The 22,836-nt window shown below is 70.9% G+C and carries 8 protein-coding genes; 1 reads left to right on the top strand and 7 read right to left on the bottom strand.

Annotation, left to right across the window (positions count from 1 at the left end; translation table 11 throughout):
* The first annotated feature begins 199 nt into the window (after positions 1–199).
* On the top strand, positions 200–1,099 hold the full coding sequence (locus tag BLS50_RS00060) for a LysR family transcriptional regulator (protein ID WP_051647818.1): 900 nt from the start codon (positions 200–202) through the stop codon (positions 1,097–1,099).
* A gap of 171 nt (positions 1,100–1,270) precedes the next feature.
* Here the strand turns inward: BLS50_RS00060 and BLS50_RS00065 are convergent, their stop codons facing one another.
* The 7 genes from BLS50_RS00065 to BLS50_RS00095 form a co-directional block, all read right to left on the bottom strand.
* Entirely contained in the window at positions 1,271–2,287 is a 1,017-nt protein-coding gene (locus tag BLS50_RS00065) for a GNAT family N-acetyltransferase (RefSeq protein ID WP_074799862.1), read from the bottom strand.
* Entirely contained in the window at positions 2,287–3,126 is an 840-nt protein-coding gene (locus tag BLS50_RS00070; RefSeq protein WP_011545380.1) for a formyltransferase family protein, read from the bottom strand. The genes BLS50_RS00065 and BLS50_RS00070 overlap by 1 nt, the downstream gene beginning before the upstream one ends.
* Before the next feature lie 87 nt (positions 3,127–3,213).
* Positions 3,214–5,454 (bottom strand): TonB-dependent siderophore receptor, encoded by a 2,241-nt coding sequence (locus BLS50_RS00075; RefSeq protein WP_459543569.1) that lies wholly within the window; start codon positions 5,452–5,454, stop codon positions 3,214–3,216.
* A gap of 46 nt (positions 5,455–5,500) precedes the next feature.
* Positions 5,501–6,877 (bottom strand): lysine N(6)-hydroxylase/L-ornithine N(5)-oxygenase family protein, encoded by a 1,377-nt coding sequence (locus BLS50_RS00080; RefSeq protein ID WP_074799868.1) that lies wholly within the window; start codon positions 6,875–6,877, stop codon positions 5,501–5,503.
* Between the two features lie 32 nt (positions 6,878–6,909).
* Positions 6,910–7,941, bottom strand: coding sequence for a GNAT family N-acetyltransferase (locus BLS50_RS00085; protein ID WP_074799871.1), 1,032 nt, complete (start codon positions 7,939–7,941; stop codon positions 6,910–6,912).
* Entirely contained in the window at positions 7,931–12,916 is a 4,986-nt protein-coding gene (locus BLS50_RS00090) for a non-ribosomal peptide synthetase (RefSeq protein WP_074799874.1), read from the bottom strand. The genes BLS50_RS00085 and BLS50_RS00090 overlap by 11 nt, the downstream gene beginning before the upstream one ends.
* A gap of 9 nt (positions 12,917–12,925) precedes the next feature.
* Positions 12,926–22,585 (bottom strand): non-ribosomal peptide synthetase, encoded by a 9,660-nt coding sequence (locus BLS50_RS00095; RefSeq protein ID WP_074802730.1) that lies wholly within the window; start codon positions 22,583–22,585, stop codon positions 12,926–12,928.
* Between the last annotated feature and the right edge of the window lie 251 nt (positions 22,586–22,836).

The raw sequence follows: 22,836 nt of genomic DNA on the forward strand, positions 1-22,836 counted from the left end.
ATGTTTCTGCAGGTTTCACCAATAATCGGATGGCGTCACGCGGAATGCATTCGACGTTCGGGCGCGCGGATCCGGCACCATGTGCACTTGAAGCCGCGCAGGTAAGCGCCATCCCGCGCTGCACACATGCATGCTTCATGCAAGAATCGCGAATAGTAAAAAACGCGCAGCCCTGCGCACCCCGCTCGAAGGAAACGCGATGGATCGTCTGCGCGCGATGCGCATCTTCGTACAGGTCGTCGATGCCGGCAGTTTCACCGGCGCGTCTGAAAGTCTCGGCATTCCCGCCGCGACCGTGACGCTCGCGGTCAAGGATCTGGAACAGGGGCTCGGTGTGCGTCTGCTGAATCGCACGACGCGGCGTTCGAGTCTCACGCAGGACGGCGCCGCGTATTACGCGGTCTGCACGCGCGTACTGGCGGAGCTCGACGAAGCCGAAGCGGCGTTGCACGATCGGGCACGCGGCCCGCGCGGCCGACTGCGCGTCGACGCTCCACCGTCGATCGCGTACCGGCTCGTGATCCCGCATCTGCATGAATTCAGGACCGCGTATCCCGACATTCGAATCGTGCTCGGCACGGGCGATCGTCCGGTCGATTTCGTCCAGGAGGCCGTCGATGTCGCGATTCGCGTGGGCCGGCTCGACGATTCGACGCTGATCGCCCGCCGGCTCGGCCTGCTGGAATTTGCTATCTGCGGTTCGCCCGGCTATTTCGCCCGCCGCCCGGCGCCGCGCTCGCTCGCGGATCTCGCGCAGCACGAGGCCGTGCGCTATTTCTCGACGCTCACCGGCCGACAGGCCGATTGGATCTTCGATATCGACGGCACGCGGCACCAGGTGCAGATCGCGGACAGTCTGTCCGTGAACGACGCCGATGCGATGCTGCAATGCGGCCTCCACGGCCTCGGGCTCGTCGTCGTGCCGCGCTTCGTCGCGAACCCGTATCTGGCGTCGGGCGAATTGATCCGCGTGCTCGACGACGTCGCGACGCATCGCGTACCGGTGTCCGTCGTGTACCCGCAAGGCGGCCCGGTGTCGTCGAAGGTACGCTGTTTCGTCGACTGGACCGTCGAGCTGTTCGCCCGCACGCTGCCCTAGCCGGTCGGGGCGTGTCGACGCTCACGCCGCGTGGCCCGGGGTTCGCTGTGACATGCATCGACGTCGGCCCGTCGCTGTCGACGCGGGCGGCGACCGAACGGCCGGTGTCCGCACTTCGTCAAGCCGTGCGAAACGTCGTCAGCACACACCGACGCTTCGCACTCCACTCCGTCACGGCAGCCTGAACGTATCGAAAAACGTATCGCGCTCGATCACCGTGAGCGCCGCGCGCTTGTGCGGGAAATCGAATTCCTTCAGCGTGTAGAACCCGAGCCGGTGCATGTATGCGATATGCCGCACGTGATCGACGCGCGGCTCGCCGACGAGCCGCTGCGTGCGCGGTTCGTCGACGAACATGTAGTGCAGCACCCCGCTCCACCACGCATGCAGCTTGCCGGCGCTCTGGAACCGCGAGTCGCCGATCAGCAGGTGCAGCCCGCGATCGTAGTCGTGCGCGTCGTAGAACGGCGCGAGACGATCCTCCTTCGCCCAGTAGAACTCGAAATAGCCGAACGGCGTGTCGTCGAAATAGCCGATCATCGGGTGCATGTGCGGATCGGCCAGCCGTTCGGCCAGATACGCCGCGTGCTCGTCGCGCGTGCCGCGCTGGTCCCAGAAATGCGCGACACGGTCGAGGTTCATCCAGCCGCTGAAGAGATCCGCGTGTGCGTCGATGTCGACGGTGCGCAGGCTGAACGTCATCCCGACCTGCGGCATAGGGCGCGCATAGATCTCGCCGGCCGGCGACGGCGGCCGCACCGGATGCCGATGGCCGTTCGTGATCGCGTAGCGCAGCGGCATCCCGCCCGATGCGCTCGCCTTCAGCCACGGCCGCGGGTTCTGCCAGAACGTCGTGCGTGACACCGTGAACCGCAGCGTGTCGCCCGCGACCTGCGCGCCGTCGATCACGCCTTCACGCACCGCACGCGCGACGTACGACGCCACGGCCGCCGCATCGGCGCCGCCGCGCGGCACCGAGATCGTCGCCGCGTCGTGCCGCGTGTCGGTGTTGAACAGCGCGACGAACGTCGCGAGCAGCGCGTCCGGTGCGTCGTCGGGCCGCCAGGCATCGAGCGCATGCTCGACGACGGCCGCCGCCTGCCCGTGCGCGGCGCCATCGAGCGCCGCGGCCACTTCACCTTCGACAGCGTCGGCGGCGCCGGCCGGTTTCGTCAGCGTGTCTTGCATCACAATGCTCCCGCGTCGTGGCGGTCGGCGAGGACGTGCAGCCCACGCTCGAGCGCCGGAAACAGGCTGCGCTGGAAATTGTTCCAGCGCAGTTCGAGAATCGTGTCGTCCGGCGCGATCGGCGTGTCGAGCACGTCGCAGATCACCTCGCCGGAATCGATACCGTTGTCGACGTAGTGGAACGACGCGCCCGTCATCGTCACGGGTTCGATCGACGACGTCGCGCCAGTGGCCCAGTCGACCCGCTCGCCGCGCGCGCCGTGCAGCGCGTCGAGGGTCGCCCACGCGCCGCGCCGCTGATACGGCGAATCGTCGGCCGTGATACCCGGATGGATGTTCGCGATGCGCCGATGAAAACGCGCGCCCGGCCGCACGAGTTCGTCGAGGATCACGAGCAGCCCGTCGAGCACGACGACGTCGGCGTCGAGTTCGAGCAGGCGCTCGAGCAGGCGGCGCTCGAATGCCTGTTTGCCGGCCACGCGCTCACGCGCGTCGCGCGGCAGCCGCCGGTACGTCGACGGAATCGAACAGAACAGCGCGTCGACCGGCCGGCCCTGCACCGTCAGGCCTTCCGGCAGAATCCACGGGCGGCCCGGCGTGCGCGCGAACCCGTAATCGGCGACTTTCGCGCGGTCGGCGGGCGAGCCTTCGTCGTCGTCGACGATCACGCCCTGGAGCGTATAGCGTTCGCCGAGCGGCGAATCGTTCAGGCGCTCGACGAGAAATTCGAGCGGCGCCTTCATGTAGCGCGTGCCGCCACGATAAGCGACCGGCTGGCCGGCACGATCAGCGGCGCCGTTGCGCAGCGACTGGATGTAGACGAGATTTTTCTTCGGCATGGAGGCGTCGTGGAAAAAGCGGACGAAGGCGCCGCGGCCGGCCCGCGCCGGCCACGAAGGCCGGCCGGCGAGCCGCGGCGCGCGACGTCACCAGTTGTATTTCGCGGTCGCGATCACGGTGCGGTCGGTCCCGAAAATGCAGACGTTGTTCGACTGGCAACCGCTGATGTAATGGCGGTTGAACAGGTTCGTCCCGTTCACGGCGAAGCGCCAGTTACGCGTGTCGTAATGCAGGCCCGCGTCGAACAGCGTGACGCTCGATACCGTCAGCGAGTTGTCGGCCGCACCGGCCGACGCGCTCTGGTAGCGAATGCCGCCGCCGAGGCCGAAGCCGGCGAGCGGCCCCGTGTACCAGGTCCAGTCGGTCCACAGCGACGCCATCTGGCGCGGGCGCGGAATGTCGACCGGCCAGTTGTTCAGCGAGACGTCGTTGGCCTGCACGTTCTTCACGTCCTGATAGACGTACGACGCGATCACCGACAGGTTGCGCGTGACCTTGCCGGTCGCGCTCAGCTCGATCCCGCGCGAGCGCACTTCGCCCGTCTGCACCGACTTCGTGCCGGTCGGGTCCTGGCTCGGCAGCGCCGACGTGAGCACGTTGGTCTGGTTGATCTGGTAGATCGCCGCGTTCAGCATCAGGTTCTTGCCGGGCGGCTGCCAGCGCAGGCCGGCTTCGATCTGCTTGCCGCGCGTCGGCTGCGGCAGCCCGCCGCCGACCAGGTTCACGCCGATCAGCGGATTGAACGACGTCGCGTAGCTGACGTACGGCGACAGCCCGTAGTCGCCCTGGTACGTGAGGCCGACGCGGCCGGTGAACGCCGTGACGTCCGCCTTCGTCGACGTACCGGCCGCGCGGTCGTCCATCCGCATGTTGACCCAGTCCTCGCGGCCGCCGAGCGTCAGCGTCCAGCGGTTCCACTTGATCTGATCCTGCGCGTACAGGCCGAACGTGTTCATCGTCGTGTACGTGTTGGTGCGGATCGTCGCGTCGGGCGTGAACACCGCCGTCGTGACCGGCTGATAGACTGGGTTGTAGATGTTCAGCGGCGGCGCGGCGGCGAGCCATTCGCTGTCGGTCGCGGTCTGGCGGTTGTACTGGAAGCCGAGCAGCAGCGTGTGCTGCAGCGGCCCCGTCGCGAAGCGGCCCTCGAGGTTGTTGTCGATGTCGAAGCGGCTGTAGTTCATCTGGAACACGCCGGCCCAGCGCGACACGTCGGTCGTGCTGCCCTCGACGAAGCCGTTGCCGAACACCGAGCCGTTGTCGAGCGACAGGTGCATCAGCCGCGTGTTCTGGCGGAACGTCCAGGCCGGCGTCAGGTTGCGCTCGAACTGGTAACCGACCGACCACTGCTTCTTGCGGTAGTAGTTGAAGTTGCCGTCGCCTTCGTAGATGTCCTTGTTGATCTGGCCGTTCGGGTTCGGCAGCACCGTGCCTTGCGCGGGCAGGAAGTTCGACGAGATGTCGCCCCAGTCCTGCAGGTAGGTCGCGGACAGCGTCAGCGACGTATCCGCGTCCGGGCGCCAGCGGAACGACGGCGCGAGCGCGACGCGCTGGTCGTTGTTCGGGCCCGTCAGCGCGTTGCCGTCGCGCGCGACGCCGACGAACCGGTACGCATACTTGCCGTCCGGGTCGAGCTTGTCGCCGACGTCGATCATGAACTGCTTGCGCGCGTAGTTGCCGATCTGCACGCCCGCTTCGCGCACGCGCTCGCCGTCGGCCAGCTTGGTGTGCACGTCGATGATCGCGCCCGGATCGCCCGCGCCGTACAGCACCGAGGTCGGCCCGCGCAGCACGCTGATGCTGTCGATCATGTACGGATCGACGCGCCAGCTCGCGAGGTTGATCGTGTTCGGCACCTGCAGCCCGTTCACGTAGGCGGTCGGCGTGAAGCCGCGCAGCGCCGCGTACCAGTCGGAGCGGTTGTCCGACCCGTACGACGAGAAGCCCGGCACGTAGCGCAGCGCCGCGTTCACGTCGGTGGCGCCGGTCATCTCGATCTGCTGCGCGGTGACGACGTTGATCGTCTGCGGGATCTCGTTGAGCGGCGTGTCGGTCTTGGTGCCGGTCGTGCTGCGCTTCGCGACGAGCCCGACCGTGCCGTCGCCGGCCGAGGCCGCGTTGACGGTGATCGCCGGCAGCGTGCCGTTTTGCGCGCTGGTCGACGTCGTCGCCATCGCGCCGTTTTGCGCACTGCTGGCCGACGCCGTGGCGCCCGCGTTCACGGCCGGCGCCGTCTGGGCGTATGCGTGCCCTGCCGCCGCCGTACCGAACGCCACGCTTGCCGCGGCTGCGATCGCACGCAAACGCGTGCCTGTTGCCCACTCCATCTTCTTCTGCTCCACTTTTTTCATGCGGTCTCCGACCGCGCCTTTGTCAAAGAGCGAAAGCCATGCGGCTCGCGCTCACCCCGTTGTCCGGTCGTTTTTCATGCGTGGCCCGGGCCGCGCCTTCGTCATGCGCGGGCGCGATCCCGTCTTCGAGCGACGCGCAGATTTCGTCCGCGCGGCGCGCCAGTACCGACAGCAGCGTGTCGGACAGGCCATGGCTGTCTTCGCAGCAGCCTTGCAGATAGATGCGCGGCGCGAAGTGCTCGGGCGTCGCGAGCAGGTAGTCGCGTGTGACGTCGCCGCGCGTGAGCGCATCGCCCAGATGCGGCGCGAGCCCTTCGAGCAGCGCCGAATGCGTGTCGCGGCGGTAGCCGGTCGCGAGCACGAGTGCATCGAAACGCTCGACGCGCGTCGCGCCGCTCATCCGGTCGCGCAGCGTCAGTTCGATGCGGCCGTCGGCGGTGCGCACCGCGGCCTCGATCGCGCTGTTCGCGAGCAGCGCATGACGCGGCGTGCCGTCGATGCGCTGCAGGTACAGCATTTCGTAGATCTGCTCGATCAGCGGCCGGTCGACCACCGCATAGTTCGTGTCGCGATAGCGTTCGAGCAGCGCGCGGCGCGCGTCGTGCGGCTGCGCGTAGACGACGTCGGTGAATTCGGGGCTGAAGATTTCGTTGACGAACGGGCTGTCGTCGGCCGGCTTCAATGCGCCGGCACGCATCACGAGGTTCGCGTCGACGTGCGGGAAACGGCGTGCGAGGTCGATGAACACTTCGGCCGCGCTCTGCCCCGCGCCGATCACCGCGACACGGCGGCGCTCGCCGTCGGGCGACGCGACGAGCCGGTCGATGTCGGTCAGGTACGACGACGAATGGATCACGCGGTCGCGGCCAAGCGCGGCGAACGCCTCCGGAATCGCCGGCGTGCCGCCGACGCCGACCGACAGCGCGCGCGTGACGCGCTGGCGCTCGTGGCCGGCCGCGTCGCGCGACAGCACGCGCAGCGCGTCGATCCTCGCGCCGTCGCCGCGCACCGGTTCGATCCCCAGCACGGTCTCGCTGTAATGGACGCGATCGTCGAATGCGTCGGCCACCCAGCTCAGGTAGTCGTGGAATTCGACGCGGGTCGGATAGAAGTTCTTCAGGTTGACGAATTCGTTCAGCCGGCCGCGTTCGAACAGATAGTTGATGAACGTGTAGCGGCTTTTCGGATCGCGCATCGTGACGAGATCCTTCAGAAACGAAATCTGCATCCGGCAGTCGTCGAGCAGCATCCCGCGATGCCAGCCGAATTCCGGCTGACGCTCGATGAAGCAATGGGCGAGCGTGTGCGCGCTGCTGCGCTCCGCGAGGCGCACGGCCAGCGCCAGATTCGACGGCCCGAAGCCGACGCCGATCAGGTCGAATACGGTTTCTCTCTGCATGTCTCAGCTTCCTTGTCGGTGAATCCGGCCCGTCAGACGTGACGGCCGGAGAAGAACGTCTCGCGCAGCGTGCGCATCCACAGCGGCTGCGCGTCGGCGAGCGCGAGACGGCGCTGCCGCGCGAAGCCATGCCGCGCGAGATGGTCGGCAACCCGCGTGTGGCCGGCCGGAACGGCACAGCCGACCGCTTCGGTACGCAGGTCGTCGAGAAACAGGTAATGCACGACGGACGGCAGCCAGCCGGCCACGCGGTGCGCGCCGCGCCAGCGCGGCTCGCCGACCAGCATCCGCAGCCCGCGGTCGTAGTCGCGCGCCGCGACGTGCGGCCCGAGCGCGTCCTCCTTCAGCCAGAACGCCTCGAAATACGCGAACGGCTCGCCGTCGAAACAGCCGACCAGCGGCGTCACGTGCGGATCGGCTTCCTGCGGGCCTTCCGTGCCGCGTTGCACGGGCTGCGCGCCCGGCCAGCCGTCGCGCACGCGCGGCTCGTCGAACCAGCGCGCGAGCCGCTCGGTGTCCTCCGCCGGCTGCCAGCCGCGCAGCGTGAAGCGCACGCCGAGCGCCGGCAGATCGCGCGCATAGACGTCGCCGTGCGGTGCGGGCGGCCGGCGCGGATGACGCCGGCCGTCGGTGATCGTCGGCAGCGTCGCGCACGGCAGAGACGGGCCGACGCGCCACAGGTCGGCCTGTTGCGCCCAGCCGTCGCGCAGGCAGCGGCCGCCGTCGGCCAGCACGCCGCTCGCGCGCAGCGCGTCGAGCGCGACGGCCGGCCATGCGGCCGGGTCGAGCCGGATCGCCGCGTGGCGCGCGCTGTCCGAAAACGCCGCGGCCAGTGCGGCCAGCAGCGCGCGCCGCTGGTCGGCCGGCGCCGCGCGATGGTTGTAGGCGACGAGGCGCAGCGCGCCGTCGTCGCCGAGCTGTGCGCGCAGCAACTGCGCGCCGATGCCGTCGCCCTGCGCGACGCGGATCTCCACGCCGTCGCGCACGGCGAACAGGCCGTCCGCGAACGCGAGGCGGTAGGTATCGAGCATCGTGAATCCGTCCGGACGCACTTCAGCCAGCATGGCGCGCCTCCTGCCCCGTTTCCGCGTGCGCATCGAGCCGCGCGCCGAGGGCCGCGAGCGTCGGCGCCGCGAACACGTCGGCCACCGTCAGCGCATGGCCGGCACGGCCGGCCGCGTCGACGAAGCGCACGACGTCGAACGACGTCGCGCCGGCTTCGAACAGGTCCGCATCGGGCTCGGGGGCGGCCGTCGCGAACGTGTCCGACCACAGCGCGGCGAGCACGGCGGCCGCATGCGACGGCGTTGCGTTCGGCCGGGTTGCGCCATTGGTGCGCGCGTCGAACGAAGTGGGCTTGGCTGCGTGCGCATCCGGTGCACCGAGCGCCGCTTCCGATGCGCCGGCGAAACGCGCGACTTCGTCGTGATACAGATCGACGAGCGCCTCGACGAAATCGCGCGCGAGCAGTTCGTCCGCATACGAGAACGCGGCGCTCACGCGGCCGTCCGGATGCTCGACGACGTCCAGTTCCAGCGTGAACACGACGCGATGACGCACGTCGTCGAATCCGGCCAGCGACAGGCCGGCCCAATCGCGTGCGGCCGCGCCGGTCGGGCGCAGGTAGTTGAACATCACCTGGAACAGCGGATTGGCCTGCGCGGCGCGCGGCGCACGCAGCGCGGCGACGACGTCGGCGAACGGCACGTCGGCATGCGCATACGCGGCGAGCGCCGTGTCGCGCACTTGCGCCAGCACGTCGGCGCGGCGCGCGGCCGGGTCGATCCGCGTGCGCACGACGACCGAGTTGATGAAGAGGCCCAGCGCGGTACGCGCCGCGTCGCCCGTGAGTTCGCGCGTCGACGCGAGCACGCCGACCGGCTGGTCGGCCACGCCCGTCGTGCGGAACAGTGCCGTGTTGAGCGCCGCGTGCAGCAGCATCGGCAGCGTCGCGTGCGAGGCCGACGCGGCGTCGCGCGCGGCGCGAATCAGCTGCGCATCGAACTCGAACGCGATGCGGGCCGCACGCCATTGCGGCACGGCCGGCGCATCGGTGCGCTGCGGCAACACGCGCGACGGCAGGTCGGCGAGTGCATCGCGCCAGTACGCGACGCGCGCCGGATGGCACGGCGCGGGCAGCACGAGCGGTTGGGCGGCCGGTTCGACGGCTTCGTCGACCGGTGCGGCGCCGCGCTGCACGCGAGCGACATAGCGGGCCCGCACCGCGTCGAACCACAGCTCGATCGATTCGCCATCCGACACGATGTGATGGATCGTCACCGACAGCACGTGATCGTCCGCCCCGAGTCGCAACACGCGGGCACGCCACAGCGGCGCGTCGGCCGCGAGGTCGAACGGCGCGAGCGCATCCTCGTCGGTCAGCGCGGCCGCGCGGGCCAGCGCATCGGCGTGCACCGACAGGTCGATCACCGGCAGGTCGACGGCAACGTCTGCGTCGATCCGCTGGCCCGGAAGCGCGCCGTCGCGGACGACGAGCCGCGCCCGCAGCGCCGGATGCACGGCCGCCGCATCCGCGAATGCGGCGCGCAGCGCATCGACGTCGAGCGGGCCGCGCACACGCAGCGCGACCGGAATGTTGTACGCGGCGCTGTCCGGCTGCGCGCGCCACAGGAACCACAGGCCGAGCTGCGCGGGCGACAGCGGCCACACGCCGTGCGCATCCGGTTTGGCCACCGCGACGCCCGGCGCCGTGGCGCCGGTATGCGCGGCGCGCGGCGCATCGGCCACCTGCCGCGCGTACTGTGCGAGCACGGGCGCCTCGAACAGCGCGCGCACCGGCACGTCGCGGCCGAGCCGTTCGGCCACGCGCGTCGCGACACGCACGGCGGCGAGCGAATGACCGCCGAGATCGAAGAAGTGATCGCCGCGGCCGACCCGCTCCAGGTTCAGCACGTCGCACCAGATCGCCGCGAGCGCGGCTTCGTCGCCGTCGTGCGGCGCCTCGTACGCGCGCTCGACACGCACCGGCGCCGGCAGCCGCGCACGGTCGACCTTACTGTTCGCGTTGCGCGGCAGCGCGTCGAGCACGATCAGTTGCGCGGGCACCATGTAATCGGGCAGCGTGCGGCGCAAGTGCGCGTCGAGCATCGCGGCTTCGACCGGCTGCGCGGCCTGCGCTTCGGCGGTCAGCTCGACGTACGCGACGAGCTGCGCGAGCGCGCCCTGCCCGTGCACGACCGCGCAGGCTTCGCGCACCGCATCGTGCGCGGCGAGTTGCGCTTCGATTTCGCCGAGTTCGATGCGCAGGCCGCGCAGCTTCACCTGGTGATCGACGCGGCCGATGAAATCGAACACGCCGTCCGCGCGGCGCCGCACGAGGTCGCCGGTACGGTACAGTCGCGCGCCCGGCGCGCCGTACGGATCGGGCACGAAACGCTCGGCGGTCAGCGCCGGACGGTCGAGGTAGCCGCGCGCCACGCCGATGCCCTCGCCGCCCAGGTACAGTTCGCCGATCACGCCGACCGGCAGCGGATGCAGCCGCGCGTCGAGCACGTGCGCGGTGCGCGCGCCGACCAGCGTGCCGATCGGCAGATACGCGGCGTCGCCGAGCTTCGCGAGCTCGTCGCCGGGCCGGAACATCCACAGCGTCGGCGTGATGACGGTTTCGGTCGGGCCGTAGCCGTTGACCACGCGCACGTTCGGCAGCGCGCGGCGCAGCATCGCGAACGCCTCGCGCGACGTCGCCTCGCCGCCGACGGTCAGCGAACGCAGCGTCGGCGGTGCGCCGTGCGCGAGCGCCCATTCCGCGAGCTGGGCCGCGCAGCCGGGCGGCACGTAGGTCATCGTCACGCCGTCGCGGATCATCATCGCGCAAGTCTGCGCGGGCGGCCACAGCACGTCGGCCGTCACCGACACGGCGGCGCCCGACATGTATTGCGAAAACCAGCCTTCGTGCGCGCCGTCGAAATTCACCGACTGGAACAACAGGAACACGTCGTTTTCACCCGCGCCGTAGCGCTCGGCGATCGCCGCGCAATGCAGCGCGAACGACGCGTGGTCGACGATCACGCCCTTCGGCTTGCCGGTCGAACCCGACGTGTAGATCGCATACGCCGCGTGGCCGGGCAGCACGTCCGGCAGCGCGACGTGCGCGGCTTCGTCGAGCGCATCGATTGCGTCCGCGCGCCAGATGCGCAGTTCTGGCAAGTCGGGCAGCGACGCGGCGCTCGCGGCGTCGGTCAGCACGTGCGCGATGGCCGCATCGCCGACGATCTGCGCGAGCCGTTCGCGCGGGTGCGCCGGATCGAGCGGCACGAACGCGGCGCCCGACTTCAGCACCGCGATCAGCGCGACGAGCAGGTCGACCGAGCGCTGCAACGCGACGCCCACGCGCATTTCGGGCCGGACGCCGGCCGCCACCAGATGGCGCGCCAAACGTGCCGCACGGGCGTCGACTTCGCCGCGCGTCAATGCGCGATCGATATCGGCGACGCCGCGTGCATCGGGCCGCGCCTGTGCATGCGCGGCGATGCGTGCATGCACCGGTACGAACGGCTCGGCCTCGGTCGCGCCGGCCGGCGCGTTCCATGCGAAAAGCTGTGCGCGTTCGTCGGCAGGCAGCCAGTCGAGATCGCCGATCGGCAGATCCGGGCGCGCGAGCGCGTCGGTCAGCAGCGTGACGAAGCGTGCGGCCAGCCGCGCGATCGCATCCGCGTCGAACAGGTCGAGCGCGTAGATGAAGGCGGCGTCGAACGTGCCGTCCGGCGTCGCTTCGACGGACAGCGTCAGGTCGAATTTCGCGGACGGCGTGCCGGACGGCAGCAACGCGGCCGACGCCGCGCCGAGGGCTGGCAGCGCGCGGCGTTCGCCATACGCGGCCATCACCTGAAAGAGCGGATGGTGGCTCGCGCTGCGCGGCACGCCGAGCGCATCGACCACCTGCTCGAACGGCACGTCCTGGTGCATCTGCGCGTCGACGAGTGCGCGCTGCGTACGCGCGACCAGCGACGAGAAATCGCCGTGCGCGGGCACGTCGACGTCGATCGCGAGCGTGTTGACGAAGAAGCCGATCAGGCCGGCGACTTCCGCGCGCTCGCGGTTCGCGGCCGGCACGCCGACGCAGATTCGTGCGTCGCCCGTCGCGCGCGCCAGCAGCGCATCGAGCGCGGCGAGCAGCACGGCGAACGGCGTCGCGCCGGACGCGGCCGCGAATGCGCGCAACTGCGCACCGATACGCGCGTCGAGCGAAAACACATGACGCGCGCCGCGCGCACTGCGACGGGCCGGCCGCGCGGTCGCGCCCGGCAGTGTCAGCACGCCGCGCTGCGGGTCGAGCCGCTCGCGCCAGAACGCGAGCTGACGGTCGCGCTCGCCGGCATCGAGCCAGCGGCGCTGCCACAGCGCGTAGTCGGCGTACTGGATCGGCAGTGGCGCGAGCGGCACCGGTTCGCCCGACGCATACGCGCGATAGAACGCCGCAAGTTCGTACAGCATCACGCCCGACGACCAGCCGTCCGACACGATGTGATGCACGGTGAGTGCGAGCCAGTGATGCGTCGCGTCGAGGCGGATCAGATGCGCACGCACGAGCGGCGCCGTGCCGAGATCGAACGGTTCGGCTTCGTCGGCCGTCGCGACGGCTTCCGCGCGCGCTGCGCGCTGCGCGTCCGGCAACGCTTCGAGATCGGTTTCGCGCCACGGGCAGCGCAACGGCGCGTGAATCGTCTGCGCGACGCCGTCCTGCGCTTCGTCGAAGGTCGTGCGCAGCGCCTCATGGCGCGCGATCAGCGCATCGCACGCGAGACGCAGCGCATGCCCGTCGAGCGGGCCCGTCAGCGCGAGGCGCTCGGTGATGTGATACGCGTCCGGCGCATCGATCAGCCGCGCGTGCAGCCACAGCCGCGTCTGCGCGAACGATGCCGGCACGCGGTCGCTGCGCGGCGTGCGCGGCGGAATCGGCAGCACGCGGAAGTCGATGCCGGCCGCGCCGAGCTTGTCGATGAAGACCGCGCGCTGCGCGTCGGGCAGTTGCGCGAAACGCGTCGCGAGCGCCAGCCAGTCGGGTTGAACCTTCGTCATCCGTCGTCCTTATTGGGTTTCCAGTTCGCCGAGCAGCGCGTCGATCGCGCTCGCCGCATCGGTCGCGCCGCGTGCCGCGCAGGCCGCGTCGATCGCTTCCGCGCAGCGCGCCAGCGTGCGCGTGTCGAACAGCGTGCGCAGCGGCAGCGCGAGCCCCCAGTGCAGGTTGGCCTGCGCGTGGGCCTGCGTCGCGAGCAGCGAGTGGCCGCCGAGCAGGAAGAAATCGCCGTCGCGGCCGATCGCGTCCACGTGCAGCACGCGTTGCCAGATGTCGGCGAGCGCGCGTTCGGTGTCGGTCGCGAGTTCGACGGCTTCGGTTGCTTCACGCACCGGCGCGGGCAGCGCATGGCGGTCGCACTTGCCGTTCGGCGTGACGGGCAACGCGTCGAGCTCGATCAGCTGCGACGGCACCATGTACGCCGGCAGTTGCGCGCGCAGTGCGTCGAGCAGTGCTGCACGGTCGAGCGGGCCGGCGTCGCCGCGGGCGACATAGCCGATCAGTTGCTCGTCGCGCACGATCACGACCGCATCGTTGACGCCCGGCGCCGCGCGCAGCAGCGCCTCGATCTCGCCCGGCTCGATCCGCTGGCCGCGCAGCTTCACCTGCGTGTCGACGCGGCCGAGGTAGTCGAGCGCGCCGTCCGCGCGCCGGCGTGCAAGATCGCCGGTGCGGTACATGCGGGCGCCCGGCACGAACGGATCGGGCACGAAGCGCTCGGCGGTCAGCGCCGGGCGGCCGAGATAGCCGCGCGCGAGGCCTGCGCCCGCGAGATACAGTTCGCCGGTCGCGCCGGCCGGCACCGGCTGCCATGCGGCGTCGAGCACGTGCAGTTGCAGGTTCGCGATCGGATGGCCGATCGGCACCGCGACCGCATGCGCGTCGTCGGGGCCGCAGGTCCAGTGCGACACGTCGATCGCGGCTTCGGTCGGCCCGTACAGGTTCACGAGCGTCGCGTTCGGCAGCAACCGCGCCATCTTCGCGACGAGTTCGGGCGCCAGCGCCTCCCCGCTCGCGACGATCAGGCGCACGCTGTCGCATTGCGCGGCGGCCGAGAAATCGTCGAGATGCGCGGCGAACGCGGCAAGCATCGACGGCACGAAGTGCAGCACCGTCACGCCGTGCGCGTGGATCGCGGCGGCCAGACGGGCTGGGTCGCGGTGGTCGCCGGGTGCTGCGATCGCAAGCTTCGCGCCGATCGCCAGCGGCCACACGAATTCCCACACCGACACGTCGAAGCCGAACGGCGTCTTGTGCAGCACGACGTCGTCGCGCGTCAGCCGGTACGCATGCTGCATCCACGCGATCCGGTTCGCGAGCGCGCCGTGCGTGTTGCCGGCGCCCTTCGGCTTGCCGGTCGAGCCGGACGTGTAGATCAGGTACGCGAGCTGTGCGTCGTCGGTCGCCGCGGTTTCATCGTCGATATCGCTCGCTTCGTCGGCCAGCAGATCCGCGACCGTCAGCAGTTGCGTATCGGCGCCCTCGCCCAGCGCGGCCTCGACCTGCTCGCGCAGATGCGCCTGCGTGATCGCGACGGCCGGCCGCGCGTCGCGCAGCAGGTATGCAATGCGCTCGGCCGGATAGTCGGGATCGACCGGCAGATACGCGGCGCCGGCCTTCAGCACGCCGACGAGCGCCATCACCATGTCGAACGAGCGCTCGACGCACAGCGCGACCGGCGTGTCGGGTTGCACGCCGCGCCGGCGCAGCACGGCCGCGATGCGCGACGTAGCGGCGTCGAGTTCGCGGTAAGTCGCGCGCTGCACGCGGCCGTGCGCGTCCGCGTATTCGAGCGCGATCGCGTCGGGCGTCGCCCGTGCCGCGTCGGCGAATTGCAGATGCAGCGGCTGCCGTTGTTTCATCGGCCAGGTCCGTGCGGTGTCCTGCGCGCGCACCAGCGCGTCGCGGGTCGCGTCGTCGGCGATCGACAGCGTGCCGAGCAGCGCGTCCGGCGTGCGGGCCAGCGCATCGAGCGCGCAAGCGAACGCGCGGTGCCAGGTTTCGACCTGACGCGCGTCGACGCGTGCGGTGTCGTAGCCGTAGTCGATCGTCAGTTCGGCGCCGCTCTCGATCACGAGCGTCAGTGCGAAATCGGTCGCTTCGATGCTGCGTACGCCGCTCAACGCCAGCGCGCGCGGATCGGCATCCCGTGCGGTGTCGTCCACCGGATAGTTCTCGAACACGACCAGCGTGTCGAACAGTGCGCCGCCCGACCCGCGCGCCCAACGCTGGATGTCGGCGAGCGGCGTGTGTGCGTGTTCGGCGGCCGCCGCGTTCTCGCGCTGCAGCGTTTGCAGCCAGTCGGCCGCGCGTTGCTGCGGCGCCGGCGCGGTGATGACCGGCAGCGTGTTGATGAACAGACCGAGCACCGAGTCGACGTCCGCGAGCGCGTCGGGGCGGCCGGCGACGGTCGCGCCGAACGCGACGGCCGGCTGGTGCGTCATCCGCTGCAGCGCGAGCGCCCATGCGCCCTGCACCAGCGTGTTGACGGTCAGCTTCAGCGCGCGGGCGGTCTGCGCGACGCGCGCCGTCGTGTCGGCATCGAGCGTCGCGCGCCACGTGACCATCTCGGCATCCGCGCGGTCGGCCGTGCGTTCCGCGATCAGCGTCGGTGCGTCGAGCCGTGCCAGGCGTCCGGTCCAGAAGCGCTCGTCGGCGTCGCGCTCGCGCGTGCCGAGCCACGCGATGAAATCGCGATAGCGCAGCGCCGGACGGCTCGCGAACGGCGACACGGCGTCCGGGTCGCGGTAGTCGCGCAGCACGTCGGCGAGCAGGCGCGCGGTGCTCCAGCCGTCGAGCAGCACGTGGTGACGCGTCCAGACGACCCGCCACGCGTCGTCCGTCACGCGGATCAGCGTGAGCCGCATCAGCGGCGGCTCGCGCCAGTCGAAACCGCGCGTGCGGTCGGCCGCGAGCCATGCGTCGAAGTCGGCGTCGAGCGTGTCGCCTCGCGTGCGCCAGTCGAGCTGTTCGACCGGCATGCGTGCGTGACGATGCACGCACTGCAGCGGCGCGGCTTCGTCCGGCATCACGCTCGTGCGCAGGATGTCGTGACGCGCGACCGACGCGTCGAACGCGGCCGCGAGCCGGTCGGCGTCCAGCCCGGTGGCGGTCGCGACGAGCTGGTTCACGTAGCTCGCGTGGCCGGGCGCGAACAGCGCGTGGAACAGGATGCCCTGCTGCATCGGCGACAGCGGATACACGTCGTCGATCGTGCGCCAGTCGAGCGGCGCGCGTTCGATCGCGGCCTGCGTGAGACCGGCGGCCTGCGCGAGCGGAAAATCGCCCGGCGTCGCGCCGGCGCCGCGATGCGCGACGCGTGACGCACATGCATCGACGAGTTCGCGCAGCGCGGCCGCGAAGCGGTCGGCGAACGCGTCGATCGTCGCGCGTTCGAATTGCGGCGCACCGTAGACCCAGTGCACCTTCAGCGTGCGCGCGCCGTCGCCGTCCGTGTCGAGGTACCCATGAATCGCGAGCGTGTTGCCGAGCGGCCCTTGGGGATCGCGCTCGACACCGGTGCCGCCGAAACGCGGGACGAGCGTCGCATCGCGCGGCGCATCGAACTGGCCGAGATAGTTGAACGTGACGCGCGGACGCGGCACGGCAGCCAGCGCCGCACGCGTGGCCGCGTCGCCGAAGTGCGCGAGCACGCCGAAGCCGAGCCCCTTGTGCGGCACCGCGCGCAGCGTGTCCTTGACCGCGCACAGCGTGTCGCGGGCCGTCGCTGCGACCGGCAGCGTCACCGGGTAATGGCTCGTCAGCCAGCCGATCGTGCGGCTGGCCTCCGCGTCGTCGAACAGCGCTTCGCGGCCGTGTCCTTCCAGTTCGACCCGGCACGATGCGGCGCCGCGCGCGCCGGCCAGCGCCAGCACGAGCGCCGCGCCGAGCAGTTCGATCGTCTGCGTGCGATAGGCCGCGTGCGCGTCGGTCAATGCGGCGCGGGTCAATGCCACGTCGATCGTCTGCACGACGACGGCTGCATCGGCGTTCGTCGCCGCTGCGCCAGGGTGATCGGGCACGATGTCGTCGCCCTGCGCCATGCCGGCCCAGTAGGTGGCTTCACCTGCGAACGGCGACGCCGGTTCCGTTGCCGCGCGGGCGAGCCGTGCAGCCCAGGCGTCCGCGCGCAGGCCCGGCTGCGACAGGCGGACCGACGTGCGTTCGCATGCGGCGCGGTAGGCGGTGTCGAGGTCGTCGAGCAGGATGCGCCACGACACGCCGTCGACGATCGCATGGTGAATCGCGAGATAGAGCCGCGTCGAACCGTCCGGCAGCCGTGCCGCGCACGCGCAGGCGAGCGGCCCGTTGCCGAGGTCGAGACGGCGTTGCAACGCGTCGAAGCGTGCCAGCGCGTCGGCTTCGTCGCGTGCGGCGACTTCGACGAACGGCAGCGCGTCGTACGACTTCGCCGCATCGCTCGCGTACCACGTGCCGTCCGCGCCGCGTGCGAAGCGCTGGCGGAATGCGTCGTGATGCGTGAGCAACGCGTCGAATGCGCGTGCGAATGCGTCCGCGTCGAACGCGCCGCGCACATCGAACGACACCGATTGATTCCAGTGGCCGCGGTGCGGGATATCGAGCGCGAAGAAGCGTTGTTGTGCGGGCGTCAGGATCGGGGTGGCGGCCGGCGTGACCGTTGCAGGCGCAACCGCAGGTTTCGAGGCAACAGCCGTGTCATCCGTTTTCGCGATGCGCGCGAGTTCGGCGACGGTCGGCCCGTCGAACAATTGCTTCGGCGTGAAGCGCACGCCGCGCTTGCGGGCACGGGCGATCACCTGCAGCACGAGGATCGAATCGCCGCCCAGTTCGAAGAAATTGTCGTCGCGGCCGACCTTCGGCGCCTTCAGCACGGCCTGCCAGACGTCGGCGAGCACCGTCTCGACTGCGCCCTGCGGCGCATCGCTGGACGCGACCGCAACCGGCACGGCTGCCCGTTCGCGCAAAGCCGCGCGATCGATCTTGCCGTTCGCGGTCACCGGCAGGCGCGCCAGTGCGACGAACTGCGCGGGCACCATGTAATCGGGCAACGTCGCGGCGAGCGCGGCGCGTACCGCCGCTTCGTCGAATGCCGCACCGTCGCGCATCACGACGAACGTCGCGAGCCGCAGGCGGCCGTCGTGCTCGATCGCGAGCGTTTCGGCCTGCGCGATCGGGCCGGCCGCGCGCACGGCCGCGCTCACCTCGCCCGGCTCGACGCGGTAGCCGCGAATCTTCACCTGATCGTCGATCCGGCCGAGGAATGCGAGGCGGCCGTCCGTGCGCAACCGCACGCGGTCGCCCGTGCGATACAGCCGCGCGCCGGGCGTGAACGGATCGGGCACGAAGCGCTCGGCGGTTTGCGCCGGACGCCCGAGGTAGCCGCGCGCAACGCCCGGCCCGCCCAGATACAGCTCGCCCGTCGCGCCGGCCGGCACGCACGCGCCGAACGCATCGAGCACCAGCGCGCGCGCATTCGGCAGCGGCAGGCCGAGCGGCACGCCGCTCGCGGGATCGCGCGCGTCGGCGGCAATCGACGCCGTGTCGCACGCGATCGCGCCGACGGTCGCTTCGGTCGGCCCGTAATGGTTGATCACGCGGCACGCCGGCGCGAGCGCGGCCAGGCGCGCGACGAGCGCCCACGTGAGCGTTTCGCCGCCCGTCACGAGCGCGTGGCGCGGCAGCACGTCGGCCGGCACGCGCGCGTCGAGCAGCGCTTGCAGATGGCTCGGCACGATCTTCAGCACGCCGACTTCGCGGCGGCGCATTTCGTCGGCGAACAGGTCCGGATCGAATGCGCACGCGGCTGGCAGCAGGTGCAGCGTGCAGCCCGCGCACAACGCACCGAACAGCGTCGTGTGGCCCAGATCGGCCGCGACCGTCGAGACCATCGCGAACGATGCGTCGGGCGCGAACGCGAGTTCGTCGAGCATCCCCTGCACGTAGTCGGCCAGCGCGCCGTGCGACACGACGACGCCCTTCGGCGTGCCGGTCGAGCCGGACGTATAGATCAGGTATGCACTCTGTTCCGGGTGCGGCGCGACGCGCACGCCGGCCGCGTGGGCGAGCGTCGCGTCCTGCGCGAGCGCGTCGACGTCGAGCGGCTGCGCGTCGAGGCCGGTCGGCCATGCGGCCGGCTCCGCGACGAGCGCCCAGCGCGCGCCGCAGTCGGCGGCGGCCGCGGCGAGACGCGCGGCCGGCTGTGCGGGGTCGAGCAGCACGGCCAGCGCGCCGGCTTTCAGCGCGCCGAGCAGGCCGACGACGAACCGTGTCGAGCGCTCGATGCAGACGACGACGGCCGCTTCGGCGGCCACGCCGCGTTGCGTGAGCGCCCGTGCGATGCGGTTCGATGCGTCGTCGAGTTCGGCGAACGTCAGCGACGTCGATGCGTCGGAAAGCGCGACGCGATGCGGATAGGCGGCTGCCTGCCGCGCAAACGCGGCGACGATGTCCGCATGTTCGATACGCAGCGCACGGCCGTCGCGCGGCTGGCGCGACGCAGCCGACGCATCGCACGGCAGCGCGGCCGTCGTGGCGTGCGGTTCATGGGCAGCGGCCGCGACGAGCGCCGCATAGCTGTCGAGCCACGCACGCGCGGTATCGGCATCGATGCAGTCGGTCGCATAGGCCGCGACCAGTTCGATCCCGTTCGCGTCGTCGGTGAAATCCAGCGCGAAGTCGAAGCGCGCGGCGAGATCGGGCCCCGGCGTCGCGACCGCCGTCGCGCCCGGCAGCACGCTGTCGTGCCGTGCGTCGAACTGCTGCGCGAACTTCACGCGCAGCCATTCGTCGCCGCGCTTGACCGGCGGCTTCACCGCGTCGACGACGCGCTCGAACGGCACGTCCTGGTGCGCGACCGCGTCGAGCGCCGCGGTACGCGCCGCGTCGACGAGCGCGCGGAACCGCAGCGTCGGCGCCACGCGTACGCGCAGCGCGACCGTATTCAGGAACAGACCCAGCAATGCGCGCGTTTCAGGACGCTGGCGATGCGCGACCGGCACCGCAACGACGACGTCCGTTTCGCCGGTCAGGCGCGACAGCCATGCGTCGAGCGCGGCCAGCAGCACCGTGAAGACGGTCGCCTGGGCGTCGCGTGCGAGTTGTCGCACGTCGGCCGCAACCGCATCGGGCAGACGCACCGATACGCGGGCGCCGTGCAGCGTGCGCGTGGCGCCCGGCTGGCGATCGACCGGCAGCGCGAGTGGGCCCGGCACGTCGCGCAACGCGCCGCGCCAGTAGTCGAGCTGGCGCTCGCCCTCGCCGCCGGCCAGCACGTCGCGCTGCCAGTCCGCGTAGTCGGCGTACTGGATCGGCAATTCGGGCAGCGACGGCTCGCGGCCTTCGGCATACGCGCGATACGCAGCCGACAGTTCGTCGAACGCGCAGCGCGAGCTCCAGCCGTCGGTGATCGCGTGATGCGCGGTCAGCAGCAGCCGGTAACGGTCGTCCGCGAGCACGACCAGCGTCGCGCGCAGCAGCGGGCCGCGTGCGAGGTCGAACGGCTCGGCCGCGTCGCGCTCGGCAAGGCGCGCGGCTTGCGCGTCGCGGGCGGCCGGCGGTTGATCGCGCAGGTCGACCGCGGCGATCGACACCGGCAGATGCGCGTGAATCCGCTGCATCACGACGCCGTCGTCGTTGTCGACGAGGGTCGTGCGCCATGCTTCGTGACGGCCGATCACGTGATCGAGCGCACGCTGCAGCGCGTCGCGGTCGAGCACGCCGTCGATCGTCCAGTGTGCGGCGATGTGATACGCGGCGCTGGCGTCGCGCGTTTGCGCGAGCACCCAGAAGCGTTGCTGGGCGAGCGATGCCGCGCGATCGACGTACGGCGCGCCCGATGCGGCAGCATCGGCCGGCGCGCGGCGCGCGGCGATCGTGACCAGCGGTTCGCCGGTTTCGCGTTCCGCGCGATCGACCGTGTCGGCCAGTTCGGCGAGCGACGGATCGGCGAACAGCGTATCGAGCCGCAGATTCACGCGCACGGCCGCACGGATCGCGGCCTGCAACTGCATCGCGGCGAGCGAATCGGCGCCCAGCGCGAAGAAACGATCGTCGCGCGACGGCATGACGTCGAGGCCCAGCAGCGTTTGCCAGAGGCCCGCGATCTGCTGTTCGGTCGGCGTACGCGGCGCATCGCCGGCGGCTTGCGACGTGTCGCGCGCGGCGGCAATCCGCTCGCGCAGCGCGGCACGGTCGAGCTTGCCGTTCAGCGTGTACGGCAGCGCATCGCAACGCACGAACCGGTGCGGCTGCCACGCGGCCGGCAGTTGTGCGGCCACGTGCGCCTTCAACGCGGCATCGTCGGCCGCCGCGCGCAGCGCGACGCACGCGATCAGCCGCGTCGGCCCGTTGGCGGTGTCGGCGATCACGGCCGCGTCGGCCACGGCCGGATGCGAGCGCAGGCACGCGGCGATTTCCGCCGGCTCCACGCGCACGCCGCGCACCTGGACCTGATCGTCGAGGCGGCCCAGATAATCGTATGCGCCGTCATCGCGCAAGCGTGCGAGGTCGCCGGTGCGATAGACGCGCGCGCCGGGCTCACCATCCGCATCGGGAACGAAACGTTCGGCCGTGAGCGCCGGGCGGCCGTGATAACCGCGTGCGACGCACACACCGCCGAGCAGCAGTTCGCCCACCCCGTCGGCTTCGGCGCCGTCGATGCGTGCGACCCGCGGGCCGATCACGCGGCCGATCGGCAGCGACGCATACGCGTCGTCCGCGGCCAGCGCCGGTGTCTCGCCCGGCTCGACCGGCCACAGCATCGGCGAGATCACGGCTTCGGTCGGCCCGTAACCGTTGATCAGGCGCACCGCCGGGAACGTGCGGCGCACGAATTCGAACGCCTGCTGCGGCAGCGCTTCACCGCCGAACGCGAGCACGCGCAGGGCCGGCGGCACGCCGTCGCGCGCGGCGACGGCCGCGAATTCGCGCAGGTACGCGGGCGGAAACGCGGCGACGTTGACCGCTTCGCGCCCCATCAGCGTGTGAGCGTCGACCGGCGCGAACGGCTGCGGCGGCGCGACGACGATGCCGGCGCCGACCGCGAGCGGCGCGAGCCAGCATTCGTGCGCGGCGTCGAAGTTGACCGACGCGAAATGCAGCAGACGGTCGCCCGCCTCGATCGGCAGCGCGGCGGCAAGCGCGTCGCAGTGCGCGGCGAGCGGCCCATGCTCGACGACCACCGCCTTCGGCGTGCCGGTCGAGCCCGACGTATAGATCATGTAGGCGGCCGAACGCGGATGCACGGTCACGGTGTCGTCATCGAACCCGTGATCCTGCGCAACGCCCGATGCTTCGGCCGTCACGTCGAACGCGTGTTCGAATGGCGTGCCGAGCGCCGCGCGGCCGGCGGCGTCGACGATGCCGTGCCGCAGTTGCGCATCCTGCACGATCCAGTCGAGGCGCGCGGCCGGATGGCGCGGATCGAGCGGCACGAATACGCCGCCGGCCTTGAGCACGGCCAGCAGCGCGACGAACAGTTCGCCCGAACGCTCGACGCACACGCCGACCCGCACTTCGGCGCCGACGCCGGCCGCGCGCAGTTGCCGGGCGAGCTGCGATGCACGCGCATCGAGCGCACCGCGCGACAGCCGCAGGTCGTTCTGGAAAGGCACCGCGATGGCGGGTGCGTCGGGCGCGACGCGCGCCAGTTCGCGGATTCGGTGATGCAACGCAGTCGGGAAACTCGTCATGTGCATGAAGTCCTTCGGTCCGGCCGCTTCGGCCAAGTCTCGGGGCCGCTTGGGGCGGCTTCACTGGTGTGACGAACGGCGCGGCCGATTTTTTACCGTTTTGCGCGCAAAGTGCGTGCGGCCGCTTTTTTTGCCGATGGGACTAAATATTTGCGCGGCCCGTTCGTCTATCAGGGAGGAAAGCCGGAATGGGGCACGCCCCGCCGCTTTCGCGTCAGATTTGCCGTTTCCGCTTGATTGCCTGCCTTCCC

The sequence above is a fragment of the Burkholderia orbicola genome, from assembly GCF_900100915.1.
GTDB classification, from domain to species: domain Bacteria; phylum Pseudomonadota; class Gammaproteobacteria; order Burkholderiales; family Burkholderiaceae; genus Burkholderia; species Burkholderia orbicola.

Excerpts from the sequence above, each read along its gene's own strand:
- BLS50_RS00060 (WP_051647818.1), top strand. The coding sequence starts at position 200 with ATGGATCGTCTGCGCGCGATGCGCATCTTCGTACAGGTCGTCGATGCC.
- BLS50_RS00065 (WP_074799862.1), bottom strand. The coding sequence starts at position 2,287 with ATGCAAGACACGCTGACGAAACCGGCCGGCGCCGCCGACGCTGTCGAA.
- BLS50_RS00070 (WP_011545380.1), bottom strand. The coding sequence starts at position 3,126 with ATGCCGAAGAAAAATCTCGTCTACATCCAGTCGCTGCGCAACGGCGCC.
- BLS50_RS00075 (WP_459543569.1), bottom strand. The coding sequence starts at position 5,454 with ATGGAGTGGGCAACAGGCACGCGTTTGCGTGCGATCGCAGCCGCGGCA.
- BLS50_RS00080 (WP_074799868.1), bottom strand. The coding sequence starts at position 6,877 with ATGCAGAGAGAAACCGTATTCGACCTGATCGGCGTCGGCTTCGGGCCG.
- BLS50_RS00085 (WP_074799871.1), bottom strand. The coding sequence starts at position 7,941 with ATGCTGGCTGAAGTGCGTCCGGACGGATTCACGATGCTCGATACCTAC.
- BLS50_RS00090 (WP_074799874.1), bottom strand. The coding sequence starts at position 12,916 with ATGACGAAGGTTCAACCCGACTGGCTGGCGCTCGCGACGCGTTTCGCG.
- BLS50_RS00095 (WP_074802730.1), bottom strand. The coding sequence starts at position 22,585 with ATGACGAGTTTCCCGACTGCGTTGCATCACCGAATCCGCGAACTGGCG.